Annotated in this window: 15 protein-coding genes; 4 read left to right on the forward strand and 11 right to left on the reverse strand. The window is 67.3% G+C overall.

What is annotated here, in order from left to right:
- The first annotated feature begins 4 nt into the window (after nt 1-4).
- Entirely contained in the window at nt 5-3,886 is a 3,882-nt protein-coding gene (locus tag AC3A3X_RS01760; RefSeq protein WP_487581322.1) for a translocation/assembly module TamB domain-containing protein, read from the forward strand.
- Nucleotides 3,887-3,892: 6 nt separating this feature from the next.
- Nucleotides 3,893-4,405: a GNAT family N-acetyltransferase gene (locus AC3A3X_RS01765; protein ID WP_487581323.1), complete on the forward strand. Its 513-nt coding sequence runs from the start codon at nt 3,893-3,895 to the stop codon at nt 4,403-4,405.
- Nucleotides 4,406-4,689: 284 nt separating this feature from the next.
- Here the strand turns inward: AC3A3X_RS01765 and AC3A3X_RS01770 are convergent, their stop codons facing one another.
- Complete coding sequence (locus tag AC3A3X_RS01770; protein WP_487581324.1) at nt 4,690-5,187, reverse strand: M48 metallopeptidase family protein; 498 nt, start codon at nt 5,185-5,187, stop codon at nt 4,690-4,692.
- Nucleotides 5,188-5,257: 70 nt separating this feature from the next.
- Here AC3A3X_RS01770 and AC3A3X_RS01775 point away from each other — a divergent pair, with 70 nt between their 5' ends.
- Nucleotides 5,258-5,812, forward strand: a complete 555-nt coding sequence (locus AC3A3X_RS01775; RefSeq protein ID WP_487581325.1) for a DUF2058 domain-containing protein — start codon at nt 5,258-5,260, stop codon at nt 5,810-5,812.
- 130 nt (nt 5,813-5,942) lie between these two features.
- Here AC3A3X_RS01775 and AC3A3X_RS01780 read toward each other — a convergent pair whose 3' ends face one another.
- From AC3A3X_RS01780 to AC3A3X_RS01815, 8 genes are all read right to left on the reverse strand, one after another.
- Entirely contained in the window at nt 5,943-6,629 is a 687-nt protein-coding gene (locus AC3A3X_RS01780) for a class I SAM-dependent methyltransferase (RefSeq protein ID WP_487581326.1), read from the reverse strand.
- A gap of 159 nt (nt 6,630-6,788) precedes the next feature.
- The gene (locus AC3A3X_RS01785; protein WP_487581327.1) at nt 6,789-7,142 is read right to left on the reverse strand and encodes a DUF3325 domain-containing protein; all 354 of its coding nucleotides are present in this window, start codon (nt 7,140-7,142) and stop codon (nt 6,789-6,791) included.
- A complete protein-coding gene (locus AC3A3X_RS01790) occupies nt 7,135-8,802 on the reverse strand; it encodes a PepSY-associated TM helix domain-containing protein (RefSeq protein ID WP_487581328.1) in 1,668 nt (555 codons plus the stop codon). The genes AC3A3X_RS01785 and AC3A3X_RS01790 overlap by 8 nt, the downstream gene beginning before the upstream one ends.
- Nucleotides 8,803-8,815: 13 nt before the next feature.
- Entirely contained in the window at nt 8,816-9,058 is a 243-nt protein-coding gene (locus tag AC3A3X_RS01795) for an iron uptake protein (protein ID WP_487581329.1), read from the reverse strand.
- A 90-nt stretch (nt 9,059-9,148) separates the two neighbouring features.
- Complete coding sequence (locus AC3A3X_RS01800; RefSeq protein WP_487581330.1) at nt 9,149-11,302, reverse strand: TonB-dependent siderophore receptor; 2,154 nt, start codon at nt 11,300-11,302, stop codon at nt 9,149-9,151.
- Nucleotides 11,303-11,640: 338 nt separating this feature from the next.
- Complete coding sequence (locus tag AC3A3X_RS01805) at nt 11,641-12,072, reverse strand: GFA family protein (RefSeq protein ID WP_487581331.1); 432 nt, start codon at nt 12,070-12,072, stop codon at nt 11,641-11,643.
- Nucleotides 12,069-13,367: a hypothetical protein gene (locus AC3A3X_RS01810; protein ID WP_487581332.1), complete on the reverse strand. Its 1,299-nt coding sequence runs from the start codon at nt 13,365-13,367 to the stop codon at nt 12,069-12,071. The genes AC3A3X_RS01805 and AC3A3X_RS01810 overlap by 4 nt, the downstream gene beginning before the upstream one ends.
- 45 nt (nt 13,368-13,412) lie before the next feature.
- A complete protein-coding gene (locus tag AC3A3X_RS01815) occupies nt 13,413-14,174 on the reverse strand; it encodes a nuclear transport factor 2 family protein (RefSeq protein WP_487581333.1) in 762 nt (253 codons plus the stop codon).
- Between the two features lie 110 nt (nt 14,175-14,284).
- On the opposite strand from AC3A3X_RS01815, the gene AC3A3X_RS01820 reads away from it, so the two are divergent.
- The gene (locus tag AC3A3X_RS01820; protein WP_487581334.1) at nt 14,285-15,181 is read left to right on the forward strand and encodes an AraC family transcriptional regulator; all 897 of its coding nucleotides are present in this window, start codon (nt 14,285-14,287) and stop codon (nt 15,179-15,181) included.
- Nucleotides 15,182-15,183: 2 nt separating this feature from the next.
- Here AC3A3X_RS01820 and mnmG read toward each other — a convergent pair whose 3' ends face one another.
- Together mnmG and AC3A3X_RS01830 are read right to left on the reverse strand one after the other, a co-directional pair.
- Nucleotides 15,184-17,073: a tRNA uridine-5-carboxymethylaminomethyl(34) synthesis enzyme MnmG gene (gene mnmG / locus AC3A3X_RS01825; RefSeq protein WP_487581335.1), complete on the reverse strand. Its 1,890-nt coding sequence runs from the start codon at nt 17,071-17,073 to the stop codon at nt 15,184-15,186.
- A 691-nt stretch (nt 17,074-17,764) separates the two neighbouring features.
- A complete protein-coding gene (locus AC3A3X_RS01830; protein ID WP_487581336.1) occupies nt 17,765-18,370 on the reverse strand; it encodes a hypothetical protein in 606 nt (201 codons plus the stop codon).
- Between the last annotated feature and the right edge of the window lie 210 nt (nt 18,371-18,580).

Below are 18,580 nucleotides of genomic sequence, written 5' to 3' on the forward strand. Positions count from 1 at the left end.
GGTCATGAGCGAGCAGACACCGCAGGGTCCCAACCAGACGCCCCCCGACCCGCACGAGGAGCGCATCGCCGAACTGCGCAAGCGCCGCCGCGCCCGCCTTCGCTGGCTGGCGATCCGCGCGAGCCTGCTCGCCGGCGTGCTGACGCTGCTGCTGGCCGCCTTCGTCTACTGGCTGCTGACCACGATCGGCGGTCGCGACCTGTTGCTGGCGCAGATCGTTTCGCGGCTACCGGAGAACGCAGCGCTGTCGTGGCGCTCGATCGACGGTCCGTTGTCGGGCCCGCTGACGATGAACGGCGTGCGCTTCAGCTATGACCGCATCGTCTTCACTGCCGACCGCGTGCACGTGGATCCGGCGATCCGGCCGTTGATCCGCAAGCGCCTGCGCCTGGATGCACTGCAGATCGCCAATGCGCATCTGGACCTGCCCAAGAGCGACGAGCCGTTCGAGCTGCCACGCTGGCCGGAGGTGCTGCCGGAGATCGCGCCACCGCTGGAACTGCAGGCCGACGACGTGCGCGTCGACCGTTTCCTGGTCACGCAGGAAGGCGAGAAGCTGATCGACATCCGCACCCTGCGCACGGGCCTGGATGCACAACAGGGCAGGTTGCACGTCGAACGCCTGTACCTGGACAGCAGCTACGGTCGCTTCAACCTCAACGGCGACTACGTTCCGCGCGAGGACTACCGTACCAACCTGACCGCAAGCGGCCTGCTCGCTGCCGCCGATGGGCGCACACCGGCACGCATCGGCCTGGTCGCGCATGGCGACCTGTCGCGCATGAACGTCGCCATCGCCGGCCACGTGCCCGCGCCGCTGCATGCGAGCCTGGTGCTGCGCGGCAAGGACGATCCGCGCTGGAATGTGGTCGTGGACGCCGAAGGCCTCGACCTGGGCCTGGTCGCTGCCGCCGACAAGCGCGACGACGACCAGCTGTTGTTCGGCAGCTTCAGCGCCGACGGCGTCGGCGGCAACGCCAATCTGCGCGGCGAGTTCCGCCAGGGCGACCTGGTCGCCACCGTGCTGCCGTCGAAGGTGCGCCTGGAGAACCAGGTGCTCGACGTGCAACCGCTCGCGCTGCGCGTGTTCGACGGCACCGCGACCCTGCGCGGTCACGCCGATTTCAAGGATCCGGAGAACGCCAGCTTCCGCTTCGCGGTGAACGCACGCGGGCTGAAATGGGGCGGCGAAAAGGGCACCACGCAAACCGCCGGTGGCGCGGCGGAAGCATCACCGATGATCGGTGCCGATGCCGACCTCGGCTTCGCCGGCACGCTCAAGGCCTGGGCGGCGATCGGCAACGCAACGCTCAGTCGCGATGGCGAGAAGGCGCTGGTGCAGTTCGACGGCCGCGGCAACGACGAACGCATGCTGCTCAAGACGCTCAAGGTGACCATGCCCAGCGGCAGCCTCGATGGCAGTGGCAGCGTGGCCTGGGCGCCGGCGCTGGGTTGGGACATCAATGCCCGTCTCGCCGGCTTCGACCCTGGCTATTTCGCACCGGACTGGAAGGGCTCGATCAACGGCCAGCTGGCGACCAAGGGCGGCACGCGCGACGACGGCGGGCTCGAGGTCGCTGCCGACGCGACCGGCCTGGGCGGTCGCCTGCGCAACCGGCCGCTGAAGGGACAGGGCCGCTTCGCCATGCACGGCGCCGGCACGGCCGGCGGCGAGACCGCCTACGAAGGCGATGTCGCGCTTTCGCTCGGTGGCAGCCGCATCGATGCCAAGGGCAAGGTCGCCAGCAACCTCGACGTTGACGCGAAGTTCTCGCCGCTGGTGCTCAGCGACCTGCTGCCCGATGGCACCGGCACGTTGCGCGGAACGCTCGCGCTCAGCGGTCCGCGTACGGCGCCGGACGTGGTCGCCGACCTCACCGGCAGCGGCCTCAAGTACGGCGACTACCGTGCCGAATCGTTCAGCGCCAAGGGCCGGCTGCCGTGGCAGCGCGGCAACGGTGCGATCGCCGTGCGCGCCAGCGGGCTCGAGGTCGGCCTGCCCTTGTCATCGCTGACGGTCGATGCGCGCGGCGCCGTCGAGGCCCTGCAGCTGCAGGCGCAGGCGCGCGGTGACATCGGCACGCTCGAGTTGTCGGGCAATGCCAGCAAGCGCGGTACGACGTGGGAAGGCGCACTGGCCACCTTCCAGTTGGCGCCGGCGAAGGGCGCATCGTGGCGCCTGCAGCAGGCCGCGCGCTTCCGCTGGGACGGCGGCAACGGTGCGTTGAGCAACAGCTGCTTCGCCTCCAGCGGCGGCGGTTCGCTGTGCGCCAGCGCCGACTGGCCGCGGCGTGGCCTCGACGTGCGCGGCCAGGCCATTCCGCTGAGCCTGCTGGTGCCCTACCTGCCCGAACGCGAGGAGCGTCGCCCGTGGCTGCTGCGCGGCGAGATCTCGCTCGAGGGTCAGTTGCAGCCGGTCGGCAATGCCTGGCGTGGGCAGTTCAACCTGCGCTCCGCCGGCGGTGGCCTCAAGAACAGCGAGCGCGCGCGACGCGAGATGCTCAGCTACGACAACCTCGTCCTCAATGCGACCTTCGATCCAAAGCGCATCAATGCCGAGCTGAGCACGGCGTTCAACAGCGGTGGCCACGTCGACGCGCGCATCACCACCGGCTGGGACGACTTCGCGCCGATCGCCGGCGAGGTGTCGGTCAACACCGACGAGCTGGTGTGGATGGAGCTGTTCTCGCCGGACATCGTCGAGCCCAAGGGCCGGCTCGATGCCCGCATCACCCTGGCCGGCACGCGCGCGCGTCCGCAGCTCGGCGGCCAGGCGCGGCTGTCGCAGTTCACCACCGAGCTGCCGTCGCTGGCGATCGTGCTGGAGGACGGCGATGTCCGTCTCGACGCCCTGCCCGACGGCAGCGCGCGCATCGATGGCCAGGTGCGTTCGGGCGAAGGCATCCTCAACGTCGACGGTTCGCTCAACTGGCAGAACATGGACGCGCCGCTGACGCTGACCCTGCGCGGGGACAACGTGCTGGTGTCGGACACGCGCGACCTGCATGCCGTGGCCAGTCCCGACATCCAGGTGCGCTACGCCGCCGGGCAACCGCTGCAGGTCACCGGCACGGTGACCGTGCCGTCGGCCAAGATCGACCTGGAGCGACTCGACCAGGGCGTGTCGGCTTCTCCGGACGTCGTCGTGCTCGACCCCGAGGACCCCGAGGACACCGGCGACACGCCGCTGGAACTCGACCTGACCCTGGCGCTGGGCGACGACGTGCGCCTCAACGGCTTCGGCCTCGACGGCAGCCTTGGCGGCAAGATGCGCGTGCGCTCGCATCCCGGCCGCGAGATGACCGCCAGCGGCCAGCTGACGGTGCAGGGTCAGTACAAGGCCTACGGACAGAAGCTCGACATCACCCGCGGCGAGTTGTCCTGGTCCAATGGCCCGGTCTCCGACCCGATCCTCAACATCCGCGCCGAGCGCGTCGTCGGCGATGTCACGGCCGGCGTCGACATCCGCGGCCGCGCCAGCGCGCCGACCGCGCAGGTCTGGTCGGATCCGGCCAGTTCGCAGTCCGAGGCGCTGGCCTACCTGACCCTCGGCCGCCCGCTGGCCAGTGCCAGCACCGACGAAAGCAAGCAGCTCAACGCGGCCAGCGCCGCACTGTCGGCCGGCGGCAGCCTGATCGCCTCGCAGCTGGGCGCCAAGCTCGGCCTCGACGAAGCCGGCGTCAGCGACAGCCGCGCGCTCGGCGGCAGCGTGCTGGGCATCGGCAAGAACATTTCCCCGCGCCTGTATGTCGGCTACGGCGTGTCGCTGCTCGGCACCGGCCAGGTGGTGATGCTGAAATACCTGTTGCGCAAGGGCTTCGACGTGCAGATCGAATCGAGCACGCTGGAGAACCGCGCGTCGTTGAACTGGCGCAAGGAGAAGTAGGTACGCATGGCGGTGATCCTGCAGACGCAACGGCTCAGCCTGCGCGAGCTAGACGAGCTCGACGCGCCTTTCATCCTCGAGCTGCTGACCGATCCGTCGTTCCTGGACAACATCGGCGACCGCGGCGTCAGCGACCTGGCCAGCGCGCTGAACTACATCCGCACCGGCCCCGGCGACAGCTACACGCGCAATGGCTACGGCCTGTTGCTGGTGGAACTGAAAGACTCAGGCATTCCGGTCGGCACCTGCGGCCTGATCCGACGCGACACGCTGCCGGCCGCCGACATCGGCTACGCATTCCTCCCCCGTCACTGGGGGCGTGGCTATGCGGTGGAGGCCTGCACGGCCGTGCGCGACCACGCGCTGCGCACGCTGGCAATGCCACAGTTGCTGGCGATCGTGTCGCCCGGCAACGACGCCTCGATCAAGGTGCTTGAGCGGATCGGGTTGAGCTTTCGCGAGATGGTGCAACTGGGTGCGGATGCCGAACAGTTGAAGCTGTATTCGCTGGAAGCATGACAACCAGCGCGCTGATCGCAGCTGGTTCCCGGCTAGGTCGCCAACAGTTTGATCAACCCGGCGATGAGGCAGCCGCTCCAGAGAAGCGAAAGCGTTACCCGTTTGAATCGACGCTCCATTTCCGAGCCCCCTGATCGTGCGAATTCCTGCGCACGTTGTACCCAATGATTGAGTACATCGGTAGGCAGCCGAGACTTATTCTCGGAAGGCGACGAATGCCGGCCTGACCAACCGTGACGAAGATCGCACTACTTCGCGGGCTCGACACACGCTCGCAACACGGATTACTTCTTCCCGACATCAAGATGCGTCAGGAACAGCCGTAGATCGAACTCCAGCTGGTGGTAGTCCGGCTCCATGTGCGTGCACAACTGGTAGAAGGCCTTGTTGTGGTCGGCCTCCTTCATATGTGCAAGTTCATGCACGGCGATCATCTTCAGGAACTCGGCGGGTGCATCGCGGAACACCGTGGCGATGCGGATCTCGCGACTGGCCTTGAGCCTGCCGCCATGCACCCTGGAGATCGCGGTATGGGTGCCGAGCGCATGCTTCATCACCTGCAGCTTGCTGTCGTAGATCACCTTGCCCAGCGGCACCGCCTTTCGCATATGCCGGTCCTTGAGCGCCTGGACGTAGTCGTACAGCTGTCCGTCGCTGCGCACGGCGTGGGCCTGGCCGTACTTGTCGGCCAGCATCGCGCCCAGCCGGTCCTGCTCGATCAGCTCGCGCACCCGCTCCTGCAGGTGTTGCGGGTAGCCGGCGAGGTACTTCAACGGTTCCATCGGCACGGGGCTGGAGCTGCGGGATCGGAGGGTATGATGGGCCGGAAATCCCCAAGTACGAAACTGCGACATGGCGAAGGCGAATCCCCTTCAGGAACAGCTGCTCAAGGCGGGCCTGGTCAAGAAGTCCAAGGTGGCCGAGGTTGCGCGCGAGCAGAACAAGGCCCGCCATGCCAAGGGACCGTCCGGCCCCGGCGAGATCCAGCTGGAAGCCGAGCGCGCGCGGGCCGAGAAGGCCGAGCGCGACCGCGCACTGGCGGCAGAGCGCAAGGCCCAGCTGCGCATCGCCGAACTTCGCGCGCAGGCGCGACAGATCGTCGAGGACAGGAAGGTCCCGCGCTCGGGCGAGAGTGAGTACCGCTTCACCGTGGACGGCGCCATCCGCACGCTGCTGCTGAACGCGGACCTGCGCAAGAAGCTGTCCAGCGGCGCACTGGTGATCGCCCGCCTGGACGATCGCTACGAACTGTTGCCGCGCGAGGCCGCCGAAAAAGTGCGCGAACGCGACGCCGGCATGATCGTGCTCGATCACGGCCAGGAAGTGGGCACCGGGCCGTCCGCCGCAACCTCCGAGGACGATGCGTATTACGCGCAGTTCCAGGTGCCGGACGACCTGGTCTGGTGATCGCGCGCGCAGTTGGGCAAGTCTTGCTTTGTCATCCCGTGCGCAGCGATGGATCTGTTTTCCGCGGCGATACAACAGGTCCCTCGCTGCGCTCGGGACGACATTCGAATGAAGTATGGAAGACTACGGATTAGCCGGATAGACGATCCGCGAGCGGCGCCGGCATCGTGCGCGAGTAATGCAGCAACCGGCCCCGGAACGGCGGCAGATCCTCGTCGTCCATCGGGCAGCGCTCTTCGATCAGCGCGAATCCCTGCGCCGCCAGAAGGCGAGTGAAGCGCGTGCTGTGGCCACGGCCGGGATCGGTCACGACCACTTCGGCCGTCGGCAACGCATGCCGTTCGACCACGCTGGCGAGCAGCAGGGCGTGATCGAGTTCGTACAGCACGTCGCTGGCGATGATCAGGTCGAAGTGCCCCAGTGTCGGCAGCGGTACGTCCCAGCGCAGATGACGATAGTGCAGCGCCGGCAGTGCGTTGAGCGCGGCGTTGTAGGCCAGGAAGGACTCGGCCAGCGGATGCATGTCGGATGCAACCACGTTGGCGCCACGCCATTGCAGCACCAGGCTGGCCAGTCCGATGCCGCAGCCCAGTTCCAGCACGCGCTTGTCGGCGACCTCGAAGCGGTGCATGGCCTGCGCAAGCAGGCGTCCGGCCGGCCATATCTGGCCGAACAGGCTCCATTGCGCGGACGAGATGCCCAGCCGCTCGCCGTGGCCGTCGGGATCGGAGAACTGCTGTTTGTCGCTGAGGACGCGCAGACGGTAATCGTGGCCGCCGATGGGGACGATCTGATTCCGGGTGGTATAGCCTGGCACTGGCGCTCCCGGCCTCGCGGTGGAGGCAGGCGGACTCACATGAATGGGAGCGAGGCGGGCGGGCGCCGAGCGGCAGAGCAGACGCGCGGGTTATTGCGCGTGCTTGAGGACCATCCTACACCCCATCGGCATGCAAGCCGGCCAGCGTGGGCGCAGCAGTCAGCGCTGTTGGCGGCTCGTCGTGCTGCGTGGGCGCAGCGATGGCGCAAGCACTCTCAACCAACTTGCGCGCCAGGCCAGGATGAAGGCGACGAGCATCGAAGCAGTCGTCAGTGTCATCACCCAAACCAGTGCCGCCATGGAGGCATGGTCCACCTGCAGGCACAGCCCCAGCGCCGTTGCGAGCGCAGATGTCCCCAGCGCCTGCAGCAGTCGGATGGTCGTGGCAGGCAATGCACGGCCCCATACCTGTTGCGCATGCACCTGCATCGACAGCGCCAGCCAGCCCATGCCGGCGACGCTGGCAACGAACGCCGACAGCAGCAAACAGGCCGCTAACGTGGACTCAGGCATGCGTGGTTTCCATTGCCACCGTCGGCGTCCCGGCCGGCAACAACGCGCGCCGTTTGAGCGTGCGTGCGGCCAGGGTTGCGACGGCAGCACTTGCGAGCAGGAACAAATCGACACCGGCCACCGGCCAGTAGCCGGCGGCAATCGTCCGCACCAGGTGATCGCCGGTGGTGACCCAGTTCAGCAGCAATGCGGCCATTGCCAGCGCGCTGATCGCCAAGCACTGCTCGCACCAGGCGGGGTTGGCGAGTCCGTGCGCAACCGGCGCGCTGCGCCATCCGGCATGCAGCAGCGCCAGCATCCAGGTGCCCCAGAACGCACACCGCTCCCAGTCGCCGCGCGCTGACAGATCTTCCGGCAGCAGACGGTTGGCGACCAGGATGCCCAGCGCCGCCACGATCATGCCGGTGACGGTGGTAACCGCCAGGGCATCGACCACGCGCGCACCCTGGCTGCCCTGGCGGGCATGCTGGCGCTTGCGCTTCTCGACGAAGAACACGAATCCCGTAGCGATGCACACGCAGCCGGCCAGTCCACCCACGACGTACAGCCAGCGTAGCAGCCAATGGCGGAAATGCTGCAGGTGCAACCCGCTGAGGAACTCACTGATGCGACCCACTGGCGTTGCCGGCGGGTCCTCGCGCAGCAGTTCGCCGGTGGCCGCCTTGAAATGGATGCCCTGGCCGGTCAGCGCAATGCGATCGGTTCCGGCGCGGTAGACGCTGACGTAGCCATTGGCATCGCCCACATGCTGCAGCACGAGGAAACCGACGTCGCCGGCCATGCCACGCGCGGCCCAGCGCCGCTGCGCTTGCGCGACCATCGTGTCCACCGACGCCAACTGCGCGGGGACGCCGGCGCGATCATGCGGCAGGCCGGTCTCTCGTGCCTCCATTTGTTCGTGCAGGTCGTGCAGTGCATGCAACTGGGTCTGCGTGACCGGAAAGTAGATGGCCGCGAATATCACCAGTCCGGTGAACGCGAAGAAGAAGTGGAACGGCAGCGCCACCACGCCGGTGAGGTTGTGCAGGTCCAGCACGCTGCGCAGCCGACCCTTGCCGGGACGAAAGGTGAAGAACTCACGGAACAGCTTGCGGTGCATCACCACGCCGGTGACCAGCGCGGCCAGCATCATCAGCGCGGCAAAGCCGACGATCCAGTAGCCCAGATCTTTCCAGTGCAGGTTGAGGCTGTAGTGCATCGGGTAGAAGAAGCCACTGCCGATCTTGAGCCGGTCGTCAGGCAGGGGCGTGCCGTCGCGTGGATCGATGGTGCCGTAGGCCCAGATCGCTTCCTCGGGATCCCTGGCGTTGGGCACCTCGTAGCCCGCATACAACGCCAGTACCGGATCACGGTGCGTGGTGTAGGCACTCCAGCTGACGACCGTATCGAAGCGCTCGGGCATCGCCCCGTCCACGCGCGGGCGCATCTGCTCGATCGCCTCCGGCGCGGGCCGCATCCGTTCGAAGGCGGGCCGCAGCACGCGATCGAACGACGGCATGGGCTGCGGTTGGAAGCGCGTCTCCGGGATGGTCCAGCGATCGATCTCGCGATCAAACACCGACAGCGCGCCGAAGAAGAACGCCGCCATCAGCACGAAGCCCAGCAACAGGCCGAACCAGGTATGCACCCAGGCCATCGTTTGGCGGAAGCTCTGCATCATGCCGGTCACCTTTTCAGACGAGCGCCGCTTTCAGCAGCGACGCAGTGGCCGCCATGAGTGCGCCGCCACCGACCAGGACCAGCCAGGCCAGCGCCACGCGGCGCGCCGTGAAGGTCCATAGGAACACCACCAGATAGGCGAGCAGACCCGCGGCGTTGGCCAGGAACTCCGCGTCGTGGAACTCCATGCCTGCTGCAAACAGCGAGCTGATGCCCACGGCAATCAGGCCCCAGACGAAGGCGTAACCGCCGAGCACGGACGCCCCCACCCGGGCGACGAGTCGCCCAAGGGAGGCCCTGCCGGTTGCAGCGCTGGCCGTGGATCCGGGCATGGCGTCGTTGCCCGCTCAGAACCGGTAGCGCAAGGTCGCCTGGATGCTGCGCGGCGGACCGTAGGTGATCGCGTTGTAGGCGGCGAACATGCCGAAGGTGGTCTCATCCAGCGCGTTGTCGATGTTCAGCTGCGCCGACAGCTTGGGCGTGAACTCGTAGCGCACCATCAGGTTCACCAGGGCGACAGAGTCCTGTTCGATCCGTCCGCTGCTGCCCGCCGGCGCCGCCGGGTCGATGGTGTAGGTGCTGCTTTCCCAGCTCGTGCCGCCGCCGATGGTGAGCGCGCGCCAGGCGCCGGGCAGGCGATAGGTGGTGAACAGGCGCAGCAGCTTGCGCGGATAGATCGTGTTGAAGTCGACATCGTTGGCATCGGTGGCCTTGAACTGGCTGTACCCGACGCTGGCGTTCCAGCCGGTGGCGAGCTCGCCGGCGACTTCGAACTCGAAGCCGCGGCTGGTCGCGCCTTCGGCCGCGCGGTAGTACACCTCCGGGCCGTTGCCGCGATCGATCGTGCCGGCCTCCTGGGCCAGGTTGTCCTGTTCGATGCGGAACACAGCCGCCGATGCATACAGTCGGCCATCGAGCAGTTCGGCCTTCATGCCGACCTCGGCGCTGCGGCCGACGATGGGATCGAGCAGCTGGCCCTCGATGTCCTTCGCATCCTGCGGCTGGAAGATGTCGGTGTAGCTCGCGTAGGCCGACCAGTCCTGGCTGAAGTCGTAGACGATGCCCGCATAGGGCGTCACTTCGTTGTCGACTTCCACCTTGTACGGGGCGGCGTACAGGCCCGAACCGGTCTTCTTGTAGTCAGACAGACGCGCACCGGTGATCACGGCCAGCGGATCGCTGATCGAGAAGCGGGCGACGGCGTAGAGACCGTCCTGCCGCGTCTTGCTGGTCTCGTACAGGTAGGGCGCGCTCCACACGGGCTCCGGATAGTTGCCATCCCATTGGTGGAAGTTGCCGACATCCGCCCAGGGCATCGCTGCGTCGCGACTGTCGGAGCGGAAATCGTTGTCGGAGTAGAGGGCGCCGAAGGCGACCTCGTGCGTGCGGCCAGCCAGCGTGAAGGGACCTTCGACGTGCAGGTCGATGTCCTTCTGCGTGGTGTGGGTCAAGTACGAGCCCGGGAAGCTGAACAGACCGGAGCCGTCTTCGTTGAGCGGGCCGGACAGATAGAGCAGGTACGAGTCGGCCTCGCGCTCGCCGTGGCTGACGTTGACGCGCACGCGCCAGTCGTTGTCGAAGCGGTGCTCGAGCTTGGCGTAGGCATTGGTGTACTCGGTGTTCCAGCGCGCCCACTTCGGTGCCGTGGTGGCCGAGCGGTCCCACGGGATCACGCGACCAGTGTCGCTGTACCAGTACGGCAGGCCGCCCCACATGGGCGCGCGCGGATCGGTTTCCTGGCGGCTGACGCCAACGCTGAGCAGGGTGGCAGGCGACAGGTCGAACTCGACCATGCCGAACAGGGTCGACGACTGGTCATTGCTGAAGCGGGTCCAGCTGTCGCCCTGGGTGTACTCGCCGACGACGCGTGCGCGGACCGAGCCCGAATCGTTGAACGCCGCGGAAACGTCGCCGAGCATGTGCAGCTGGTCCCAGCGGCCGTAGCCGAGTTCGACCGTTGCGGCCAGCTCCTTGCTGTCGGCGCGCTTGCGCACCAGGTTGATTGCCGCCGAGGGATCGCCCGCGCCGGTCACCAGGCCAGTGGCGCCGCGCACGACTTCGACGCGGTCGAATATCGCCAGGCTGGTCTGCACCTCGCCCGAGCTCCACGCGGCATCCCAGGTGCTCGGAGTGCCGTCAATCTGCAGGTTGTTGATGTCGAAGCCGCGCGCGGTGAAGCCTGCGCGATGGGTTTCGTACTGGTTGACCGAAATGCCCGTCGTGCGATTGACGACGTCGATCACCGTCTGCATGCCTTCGTCTTCGATGCGCTGCTGCGTCACCACGGTTACCGATTGCGGCGTCTGGCGCGAGGTCAGCGTCAGGCCGGTGCTGGTGGTCGAAGGCGCGGGGCGATAGTCGGTCGGCCGGTCGCCGACCACCTCCACCTTGTCCAGTTCGACGGCGTCGTCGGCACGCAATGTCGCTCCGGCCGACTCGCTGTTGACCGCGTCCTGCGGCGCGGAAAGCGCCGCGCCGGACATGCTGGCCAGGACGAGCACGATCGCCAGTCGCAGGTCGGAGCGTGTGATCGGGAGGGTGCTCCGAACGCGGGCAAGCTCCGCTCGGGACGGACGTACGGGACGCATGGGGCGCATAGGTGGTCTGATCTGCAATGGGAGGTGGCGGCGCGAGTCGGGCGAGTCGAACTGCCGCCGCCTTCATGCAGGCGGGCACGTGTTCTTTGGCTGTCGCGGTGCGGGGACTGGCTACTGCGAAGCGCGGAGCGAAGGACAACCCACCTTCGATCCGGCTACAGATGGCCCGCGCATTAAACGAGAATCACTCGCATTTATCAAGCGGTGTGCAGGGCGGGGCACGACGTCGGTCGTCTCCCCGCCTACACGATCTCGATCCGCACGTCGGCGAACCACAGTTGCTGCCAGCGCAGCGGCTTGTCTTGCGCGCTCAACAGTCGCGGTTGCGCGACCTGCTCTGGCGCGAAGGTAGGCGCCCCTTCGATTGCGCGCACGTTGAGTGCGGCGAACAGGCGGTCTTCGCTCCGGTAAGTCGCCATCACGAGCACGCCGCAATGGGCGCAGACGAGGAACTCGGCCTGGTCGGAGCCCTGCAGGTAGTGCACGGTGGCGTCGCCGCCGCGCTGCTGCAAGCGCAGGCTTCCTGCCGGATCGGTCAGCCAGGCCGCACCATGCTTGCGGCAGAAATCGCAATCGCAGGCGCGTGGCGCGTAGTCGTGCGCGGGACGGGTCAGCGTCGCCTGCACGACCAGGCTGCGGCAATGGCAACTGGCATGGACGACGGAGGCGGTCATGGCGCCAGCCGGTAGTGCTGGCCCTGCAGCCGCGGCTTGCCGTCGACCACGTCGGTCCAGACCACGTAGGCGCCGTCGTCGCCGAGTGCGAGCTGGGCGAAGCCGGTGGCCCGTCCGCGCCCTTGCAGGCGCGCGACTTCGACGCGTTGCAGTTCGCGCCCGAGGTCCGGGGTGTAGCGCGCGAGATGCAACGACTGCACGCCGGCATCCTCGCGTGTCCACAGCAGCCAGGCACTGTCCGCATCGAGCGCGAGATCGACGCGTCCCTGCACCGGCATGCCCTGGTCGACGGTGAGCGGTGCAGCGAAGCTGTCGCCGGCATCGTTGCTGCGCGCCAGCTTCAGCGCGGGCATGTCGCCGGCGGCGGTGTACCAGGCCACGAGCGCGGCATCGCCGGCGGCGGCAACGGCAGGGCCGTTGACCGGACAGGCCGGCATCTTCCAGCCATCGGCGTGGACCGGGTGCGCCGGCGTCCAGGCGTCGTTCTGGAGACGGGTGATGGCGATGTCGCGGATCTCGTCCGGCGTGCGATCGCGATAGACCAGCAACGGGCCGCGGCCGCCGAGGGCCACATCGGTCTGGCAGCAATCGCAGGTCATCGTGTCGATCTCGCGTTCGCCGTCGCGCTTGAGCGATGCGTCGAACAGGGAGGCACGCAATGTCATCGCGCCGCCGCCGTGCCCCTCGTGACCGCCGTGGCCGTGCCCGCTGCCGCTGTTGCGGCCGTCGAGCCAGGCGATGCCGAGGCGATCGCGCGCTGCCGGCCACAGCGACACGAACCCATGTTCGGTCGGCGTGCCGTCATCGTTCACCAGAACAGCCTGCGACCACGTGCGACCTTGATCGCCGGAACGGACCAGCGCGACGTCGTACGCGTACGGCGCCTTGGCCGACTTCTTCAGCCAATGCGCCCACAACGCGCCGTCCGGCGTCACGGCAAGGTGCGGCGTGTCGGCCCAGTTGACGAACCAGTCGTCGCCGCGGGCGATGTCCCTGGCTTCGCTCCAGGCGCCCTTGCCGTAGCGGGCGAACTTCAGCGCGTGCCGGTCGCCTTCGGTCTCGATCCAGGCCAGCACGAGCGAACCGTCGGGCGCGCGCACGAGATCGGGCTGAGCGGCCAGGCCCAGGCCCGACGGCAGCGACCACGGCTCGGCCACGGCCTGGGTGGCCTTGGGCGGCGCGGTTTGCGTCGCCGTGGCAGCACCGGCTTCGGCGGACTTGGCGGTGGTCGGGGCTGAGCGGTCGCAGGCGACCGGCAGCAACAGCAGCAGTGGGAGGATCAGGCTCGGCTTCATCGGCACAAGCGTAACGCGCTCTGCGAGCCGATGGGATGCCTGCGGTCAGAACTTGCCGTTGCCGTTCTTCCATTGCTCGCGCGGCGGGATCGCCTCGATGGTGTCCCAGTGCTCGGCGATCCTGCCGTTCTCCACGCGCCACAGGTCGTAGAAGGCGACGTGCTGGCTGCCCAGTTGGCCTTCGCTGACGGAGAGAATGAAGTTGCCCTCACCGAGAATGCGGTGGACGCGCTCGTACTTCATCGCCCTGCCCTGCTGGGCCATCGCGTACAGCGCGCTGCCCAGCGCCGACAAGCCGTTGGCGATATGCGGGTTGTGCTGGATGTAACGGTCGCCGTCGAAGTAGTCCGACAGCCGCTCCATCCGTCCGTGTATGAGGATGTCGTCGAGGAACGAGCTCACCAGTGCCTTGTTCGCCTCGGTCTGTTCCAGGTCGACCACCAGCAGCGTGCCGTCGATCATGCTGTGACCGCTGGGATTGGGCGAGGCGGGCTTGTCCTGCAGGTTGTCCCAGTGCTCGACGATCTTGCCTTCGTCGAAGCGGAAGATGTCGAAGCCGATCTTGGGCCCGAAGAAGTCATAGTCCGTATGGGCGAAGACGAAATCGCCGTCCTGGAACACCCGCACCGTGTTCACTTTGGCGCTGCCCTTGGGCAGTTGCTCCAGCAACTCGCCGAAACCGGCCAGGCCGTCACCGACCGCCAGGTTGTGCTGCACGTAGCGGCTGGGATGGATGTAACCGACCGGGTGGGCTTCACCGGTCTCTATGCTCTTGAGCAGCAGCGCTACCTGTGCCTTGGGCGACATGGTCATGGTCCTGTCTCTCGGTCGATGCGGTCGGTGGTCATTTTCCGCAGCAGGCCTATGATTCACAGGTCATTGGACGACAGCCAGCTGTGAATTTCGGACATCCTGAGATGCGGAATCGGCAAAGCGACAGCATCATGCGGGTCGCGTACCAGCCGCCTGGCGAGTACGGGCTGGACGTGGAGATTTTCACGGTGGCCGACTTGCGCGGCCGCGTCGATGACGCGCACTTCCGCGTCACCCAGCGCATCGATTTCCACATGCTGATCTGTGTGACCGACGGATGCTTCGACTACGCCGTGGATTTCACTCCGGTGCCCTGCAGGCCGGGTTCGTTGCTGGCGCTGCGGCCGGAGCAGGCCCTGCATTTCAACATGCAGGCCAACTGGAACGGCTGGGTGGTGATCTTCCGTCCCGAGTTCCTGGCGCCGCTGCAGACCACGGTGCGGATCGACGAACTCAAGGCACACGCCAGCCTGCAGGCACTGCCGACGCACATGGCGCTGGAGGGCGAGGAGCTGCGCGCGGTACTCGACACCATCGTCCGGATGCACGCCGACTCGGCATCGGGGTGGCCGAGCGACGAGCTTCACCCGTTGCTGCGCCACCAGTTGTACGCGCTGCTGCTGCGCCTGCACCTGAGCCACGGCCGGCAGGCGTCGCAGTCGGGCGCGTCGGTAGCCAGCCTGCAAAGATTTCGCCGGTTCCAACAGATGCTTGAAGCGAACTTCGCCCGCCAGCACCAGGTCGCCGCCTACGCCAAGGCGCTGGGATGCTCGGAGCGCAGCCTGACGCGCACGACGCTGGAAGTTGCCGGAGTGCAGGCCAAGGCATTCATCGCCGCGCGCATCAACCTGGAAGCCAAGCGCCTGCTCGCGCAGACCGCGCTGCCGGTTGCCACCATCGCCGAGCAGCTTGGCTTCGACGAGGCGGCCAACTTCATCAAGTTCTTCAAGCGCGACGCCGGCTGCGCGCCGGGTGAGTTCCGGCGCCGGCATTCGTCCTGATGTCAGGCCACGCGGGCGCGGCGTGCGCGGGTCAGGTGCACCAGCAGCAGCGAGATCGCCGCCGGTGTCATGCCAGGAATGCGCTGCGCCTGGCCGATGGTCTGCGGGCGCACGCGCTCGAGCTTGCCCTGCACTTCGGCCGACAATCCGCGCACGGCGGCATAGTCGAAGTCGTGCGGGATGGTCGTGGTTTCGTGGCGCCGCTGGCGTTCGATTTCCTCGCGCTGGCGATCGAGGTAACCGGCGTACTTGACGCCGATCTCGACCTGCTCGGACACCTGCGCGTCGTCCACTGCCGGGCCGAGCGACGGCACCTGCATGAGCTTGGCGTAGTCGAGTTCGGGACGCTTGAGCAGGTCCAGGGCGCTGGTTTCGCGGCTGATTTCGATGCCGAGCACGGCCATGGCCTCGCGACCCAGGGCATTGCCCGGAGCCGCCCAGACGGCTCCAAGGCGAGTATTTTCGCGTGCGACGGCTTCGCGCTTGGCGTCGAAGCGGGCGAAGCGGGCGTCGTCGACCAGGCCCAGTTCGCGCCCGACCGGCGTCAGACGAGCGTCGGCATTGTCCTCGCGCAACTGCAGGCGGTACTCGGCGCGCGAGGTGAACATGCGATACGGCTCGCTGGTGCCGTGCGTGATCAGGTCGTCGACGAGCACGCCCAGGTAGGCCTCGTCGCGGCGCGGCGACCAGCCCTCCAGGCCGTGGACGAAACGCGCGGCATTGACGCCTGCGAGCAGGCCCTGCGCGGCGGCCTCCTCGTAGCCGGTGGTGCCGTTGATCTGGCCGGCGAAGAACAGGCCCGACATCGCCTTGGTCTCCAGCGTCGACTTGAGTCCGCGCGGGTCGAAGAAGTCGTACTCGATCGCGTAGCCCGGGCGGGTGATGTGCGCGTTCTCGAAACCGCGGATCGAACGCACCAGCGCCAGCTGCACGTCGAACGGCAGCGAGGTGGAGATGCCGTTGGGGTAGATCTCGGCCACGTCCAGGCCTTCGGGCTCGACGAAGATCTGGTGGCTGGGCTTCTCGGCGAAGCGCACCACCTTGTCCTCGATCGAGGGGCAGTAGCGCGGGCCGATGCCTTCGATCTGACCGGTGTAGAGCGGCGAGCGGTCGAGCGCGCCGCGGATGATCTCGTGGGTCTGCTCGCTGGTGTGGGTGATCCAGCACGAGACCTGGCGCGGATGGTCGGCCTGGCTGCCCATGAAGGACATCACCGGGCGCGGATCGTCGCCGGGCTGCTCTTCCATCACCGAGTAGTCGAGCGTGCGGCCGTCGATCCGCGGCGGCGTACCGGTCTTGAGGCGGTCGACCACGAAGGGACCTTCGCGCAGGCGCGCGGCCAAAGTGACGGCGGGTGGGTCGCCGGCACGACCGGCGGCGTAGGTGGTCTGGCCGACGTGGACCTTGCCGGCGAGGAAGGTGCCGGCGGTCAGGACCACGGCCGGCGCCTCGAAGCGAAGACCGGTCTGGGTGATCGCGCCGGCGACTCGACCGTCGGCGAAGACGATGTCGTCGACCGCGGCCTGGAACAGGGTGAGGTTGGGCTGGGTCTCCACCGCGCGGCGGATGAAGGCGCGATACAGCGCGCGATCGGCCTGGCAGCGGGTGGCGCGCACGGCCGGGCCCTTGCTCGCATTGAGCCGGCGCCACTGGATGCCGGCCGCATCGGCGGCGCGCGCCATGATGCCGCCCAGCGCATCAATTTCCTTGACCAGGTGGCCTTTGCCGATGCCGCCGATGGCCGGGTTGCAGCTCATCGCACCCACGGTCTCCACCGAATGCGTCAGCAGCAGCGTGCGTGCGCCGGCGCGGGCAGACGCAAGCGCGGCTTCGGTGCCGGCATGGCCGCCGCCGATCACGATCACGTCGTACTGGTAGAAGTTCTGGCTCATCGGGTCCTGGGGATATTCGCTCGCGCGCAGGGGCTTCGCGCCGCTGGCGAATTTTAGGCCACGCGGGTTTGCCCTGCCGGTCAGTCTGAATGCCACGTGAAACTTGGCACGGTTCCTGCTTTGTATCTATTGCACCCAGCGGGGCAGGCGCTCATCGCCGGCCGGATTTGGAACAGGGGCTGGCCAAGCGCTCGCGGGGGAAGCCGGGGGGCCGAATGTCGGGGGACGTTCGGCCCCCTTTTTTATGGCTGCGCCTATAAAAAACCCAAAGTTTGCTGCGCAAACCTTGGGCCCCGGGGCTGAGCTTCCAATCCCTGCGGCTGCCGCCGCGCCCCCTTACCTAAGGGGGCTACCGGTTCTGGAAATCTTCCGGGCGGCTTCGCCGCGGCTGGCTCATTTCCGGAAATGCCCTTCTCAAACGTCGCGACCCCGCCTGGGCGGGGTCTAGAGGGACTTTGCGCTTGTTTCGACGTGCCCGCGCGTGGCGCGCTGGGCCGGAATGGGCGCCGACGCCCGACGGGGACGGAACAGGGGGGATCCGTGGTTCCTCGCCGGGCGCCGACATGGAAGCTGGGCTGCTTTGCGATTTACGTCCAAAAGCGACGCAATCGGTCAATAGGCGCAGATTGCCGTCAGTTGCGGCGCGACGCAAGCGGAAAAATGTGAATTGCGGCCAGCTTGCGCAACCCCGTCACGGCTCGAGTTGCCGAACGCGTCCGCGTCCATCCGACGGACGGCGTGGTTTGTCGTTTCGAGGCGTCGGCCGCGGCTCGTTGCTCGCATTCGGCCCCGGCGGACGCACCGACCCGGGGCGTCCGCCCACTTGCCCACCCGGTCGCGGACCGGGCTGCACGCCCGGCTGCGGCGTCGGCACCTGGCCGCTCCAGCCGGGCCGGCTCGGGTAGTTGCCGTTGTTGTAGCCATGACCGTCGTGGCCATGACCGTGCCCATGACCGCCGTCGTGACCCCTGTAGCGCGGGTAGTTGTAGTACGGGGCCCGGTATCCCGGGTAACCGTACGGGCCGTAGCCATGGCGGTACGGGTAGGCGTAGCGATAGGGGTAGCCATAACCATACCCATAGCCGTAGCGGTACGGATAGGCATACGGGTAGTACCCGCCCCAGCCGCCGTAGTAGCCGCCATAGCCGCCGCCGTACCCACCGTAATAGCGGTACTCGACGCTCGGACGACCGTAGTAGTAATCGCCCGCGCCACCGTAACCGCGATAGCCGTAGTCGGTGATGCAACCCGCCAGCAGCGTCGCGGCGAGTGCAGGTATCAGTAGTTTGCGGATCATGGTGCGGAACCCCCCGGGTCAGGCCGTCAGCATCAGGCCGTGGAATTGAACTCGGCCTTAATTTTTTGGCTCTTCGCCAGCTGTGGGTTAACCGAAGCAGGTTGGAGGCAAACGAAGCCAGCGCATCGACGTGCCGAAGCGTCGTCCGCCGGGCCGGGGATTGCTCCGCAGCGGGACATGGATGTCCCGCGCCCCGCCTTCGGACAGGAT

The sequence above is a fragment of the Lysobacter sp. Soil_N_23 genome (assembly GCF_057656135.1).

Coding starts and splice junctions, on each gene's coding strand:
- AC3A3X_RS01760 (WP_487581322.1), top strand. CDS start 5: ATGAGCGAGCAGACACCGCAGGGTCCCAACCAGACGCCCCCCGACCCG.
- AC3A3X_RS01765 (WP_487581323.1), top strand. CDS start 3,893: ATGGCGGTGATCCTGCAGACGCAACGGCTCAGCCTGCGCGAGCTAGAC.
- AC3A3X_RS01770 (WP_487581324.1), bottom strand. CDS start 5,187: ATGGAACCGTTGAAGTACCTCGCCGGCTACCCGCAACACCTGCAGGAG.
- AC3A3X_RS01775 (WP_487581325.1), top strand. CDS start 5,258: ATGGCGAAGGCGAATCCCCTTCAGGAACAGCTGCTCAAGGCGGGCCTG.
- AC3A3X_RS01785 (WP_487581327.1), bottom strand. CDS start 7,142: ATGCCTGAGTCCACGTTAGCGGCCTGTTTGCTGCTGTCGGCGTTCGTT.
- AC3A3X_RS01790 (WP_487581328.1), bottom strand. CDS start 8,802: ATGATGCAGAGCTTCCGCCAAACGATGGCCTGGGTGCATACCTGGTTC.
- AC3A3X_RS01805 (WP_487581331.1), bottom strand. CDS start 12,072: ATGACCGCCTCCGTCGTCCATGCCAGTTGCCATTGCCGCAGCCTGGTC.
- AC3A3X_RS01810 (WP_487581332.1), bottom strand. CDS start 13,367: ATGAAGCCGAGCCTGATCCTCCCACTGCTGCTGTTGCTGCCGGTCGCC.
- AC3A3X_RS01815 (WP_487581333.1), bottom strand. CDS start 14,174: ATGTCGCCCAAGGCACAGGTAGCGCTGCTGCTCAAGAGCATAGAGACC.
- AC3A3X_RS01820 (WP_487581334.1), top strand. CDS start 14,285: ATGCGGAATCGGCAAAGCGACAGCATCATGCGGGTCGCGTACCAGCCG.
- mnmG (WP_487581335.1), bottom strand. CDS start 17,073: ATGAGCCAGAACTTCTACCAGTACGACGTGATCGTGATCGGCGGCGGC.
- AC3A3X_RS01830 (WP_487581336.1), bottom strand. CDS start 18,370: ATGATCCGCAAACTACTGATACCTGCACTCGCCGCGACGCTGCTGGCG.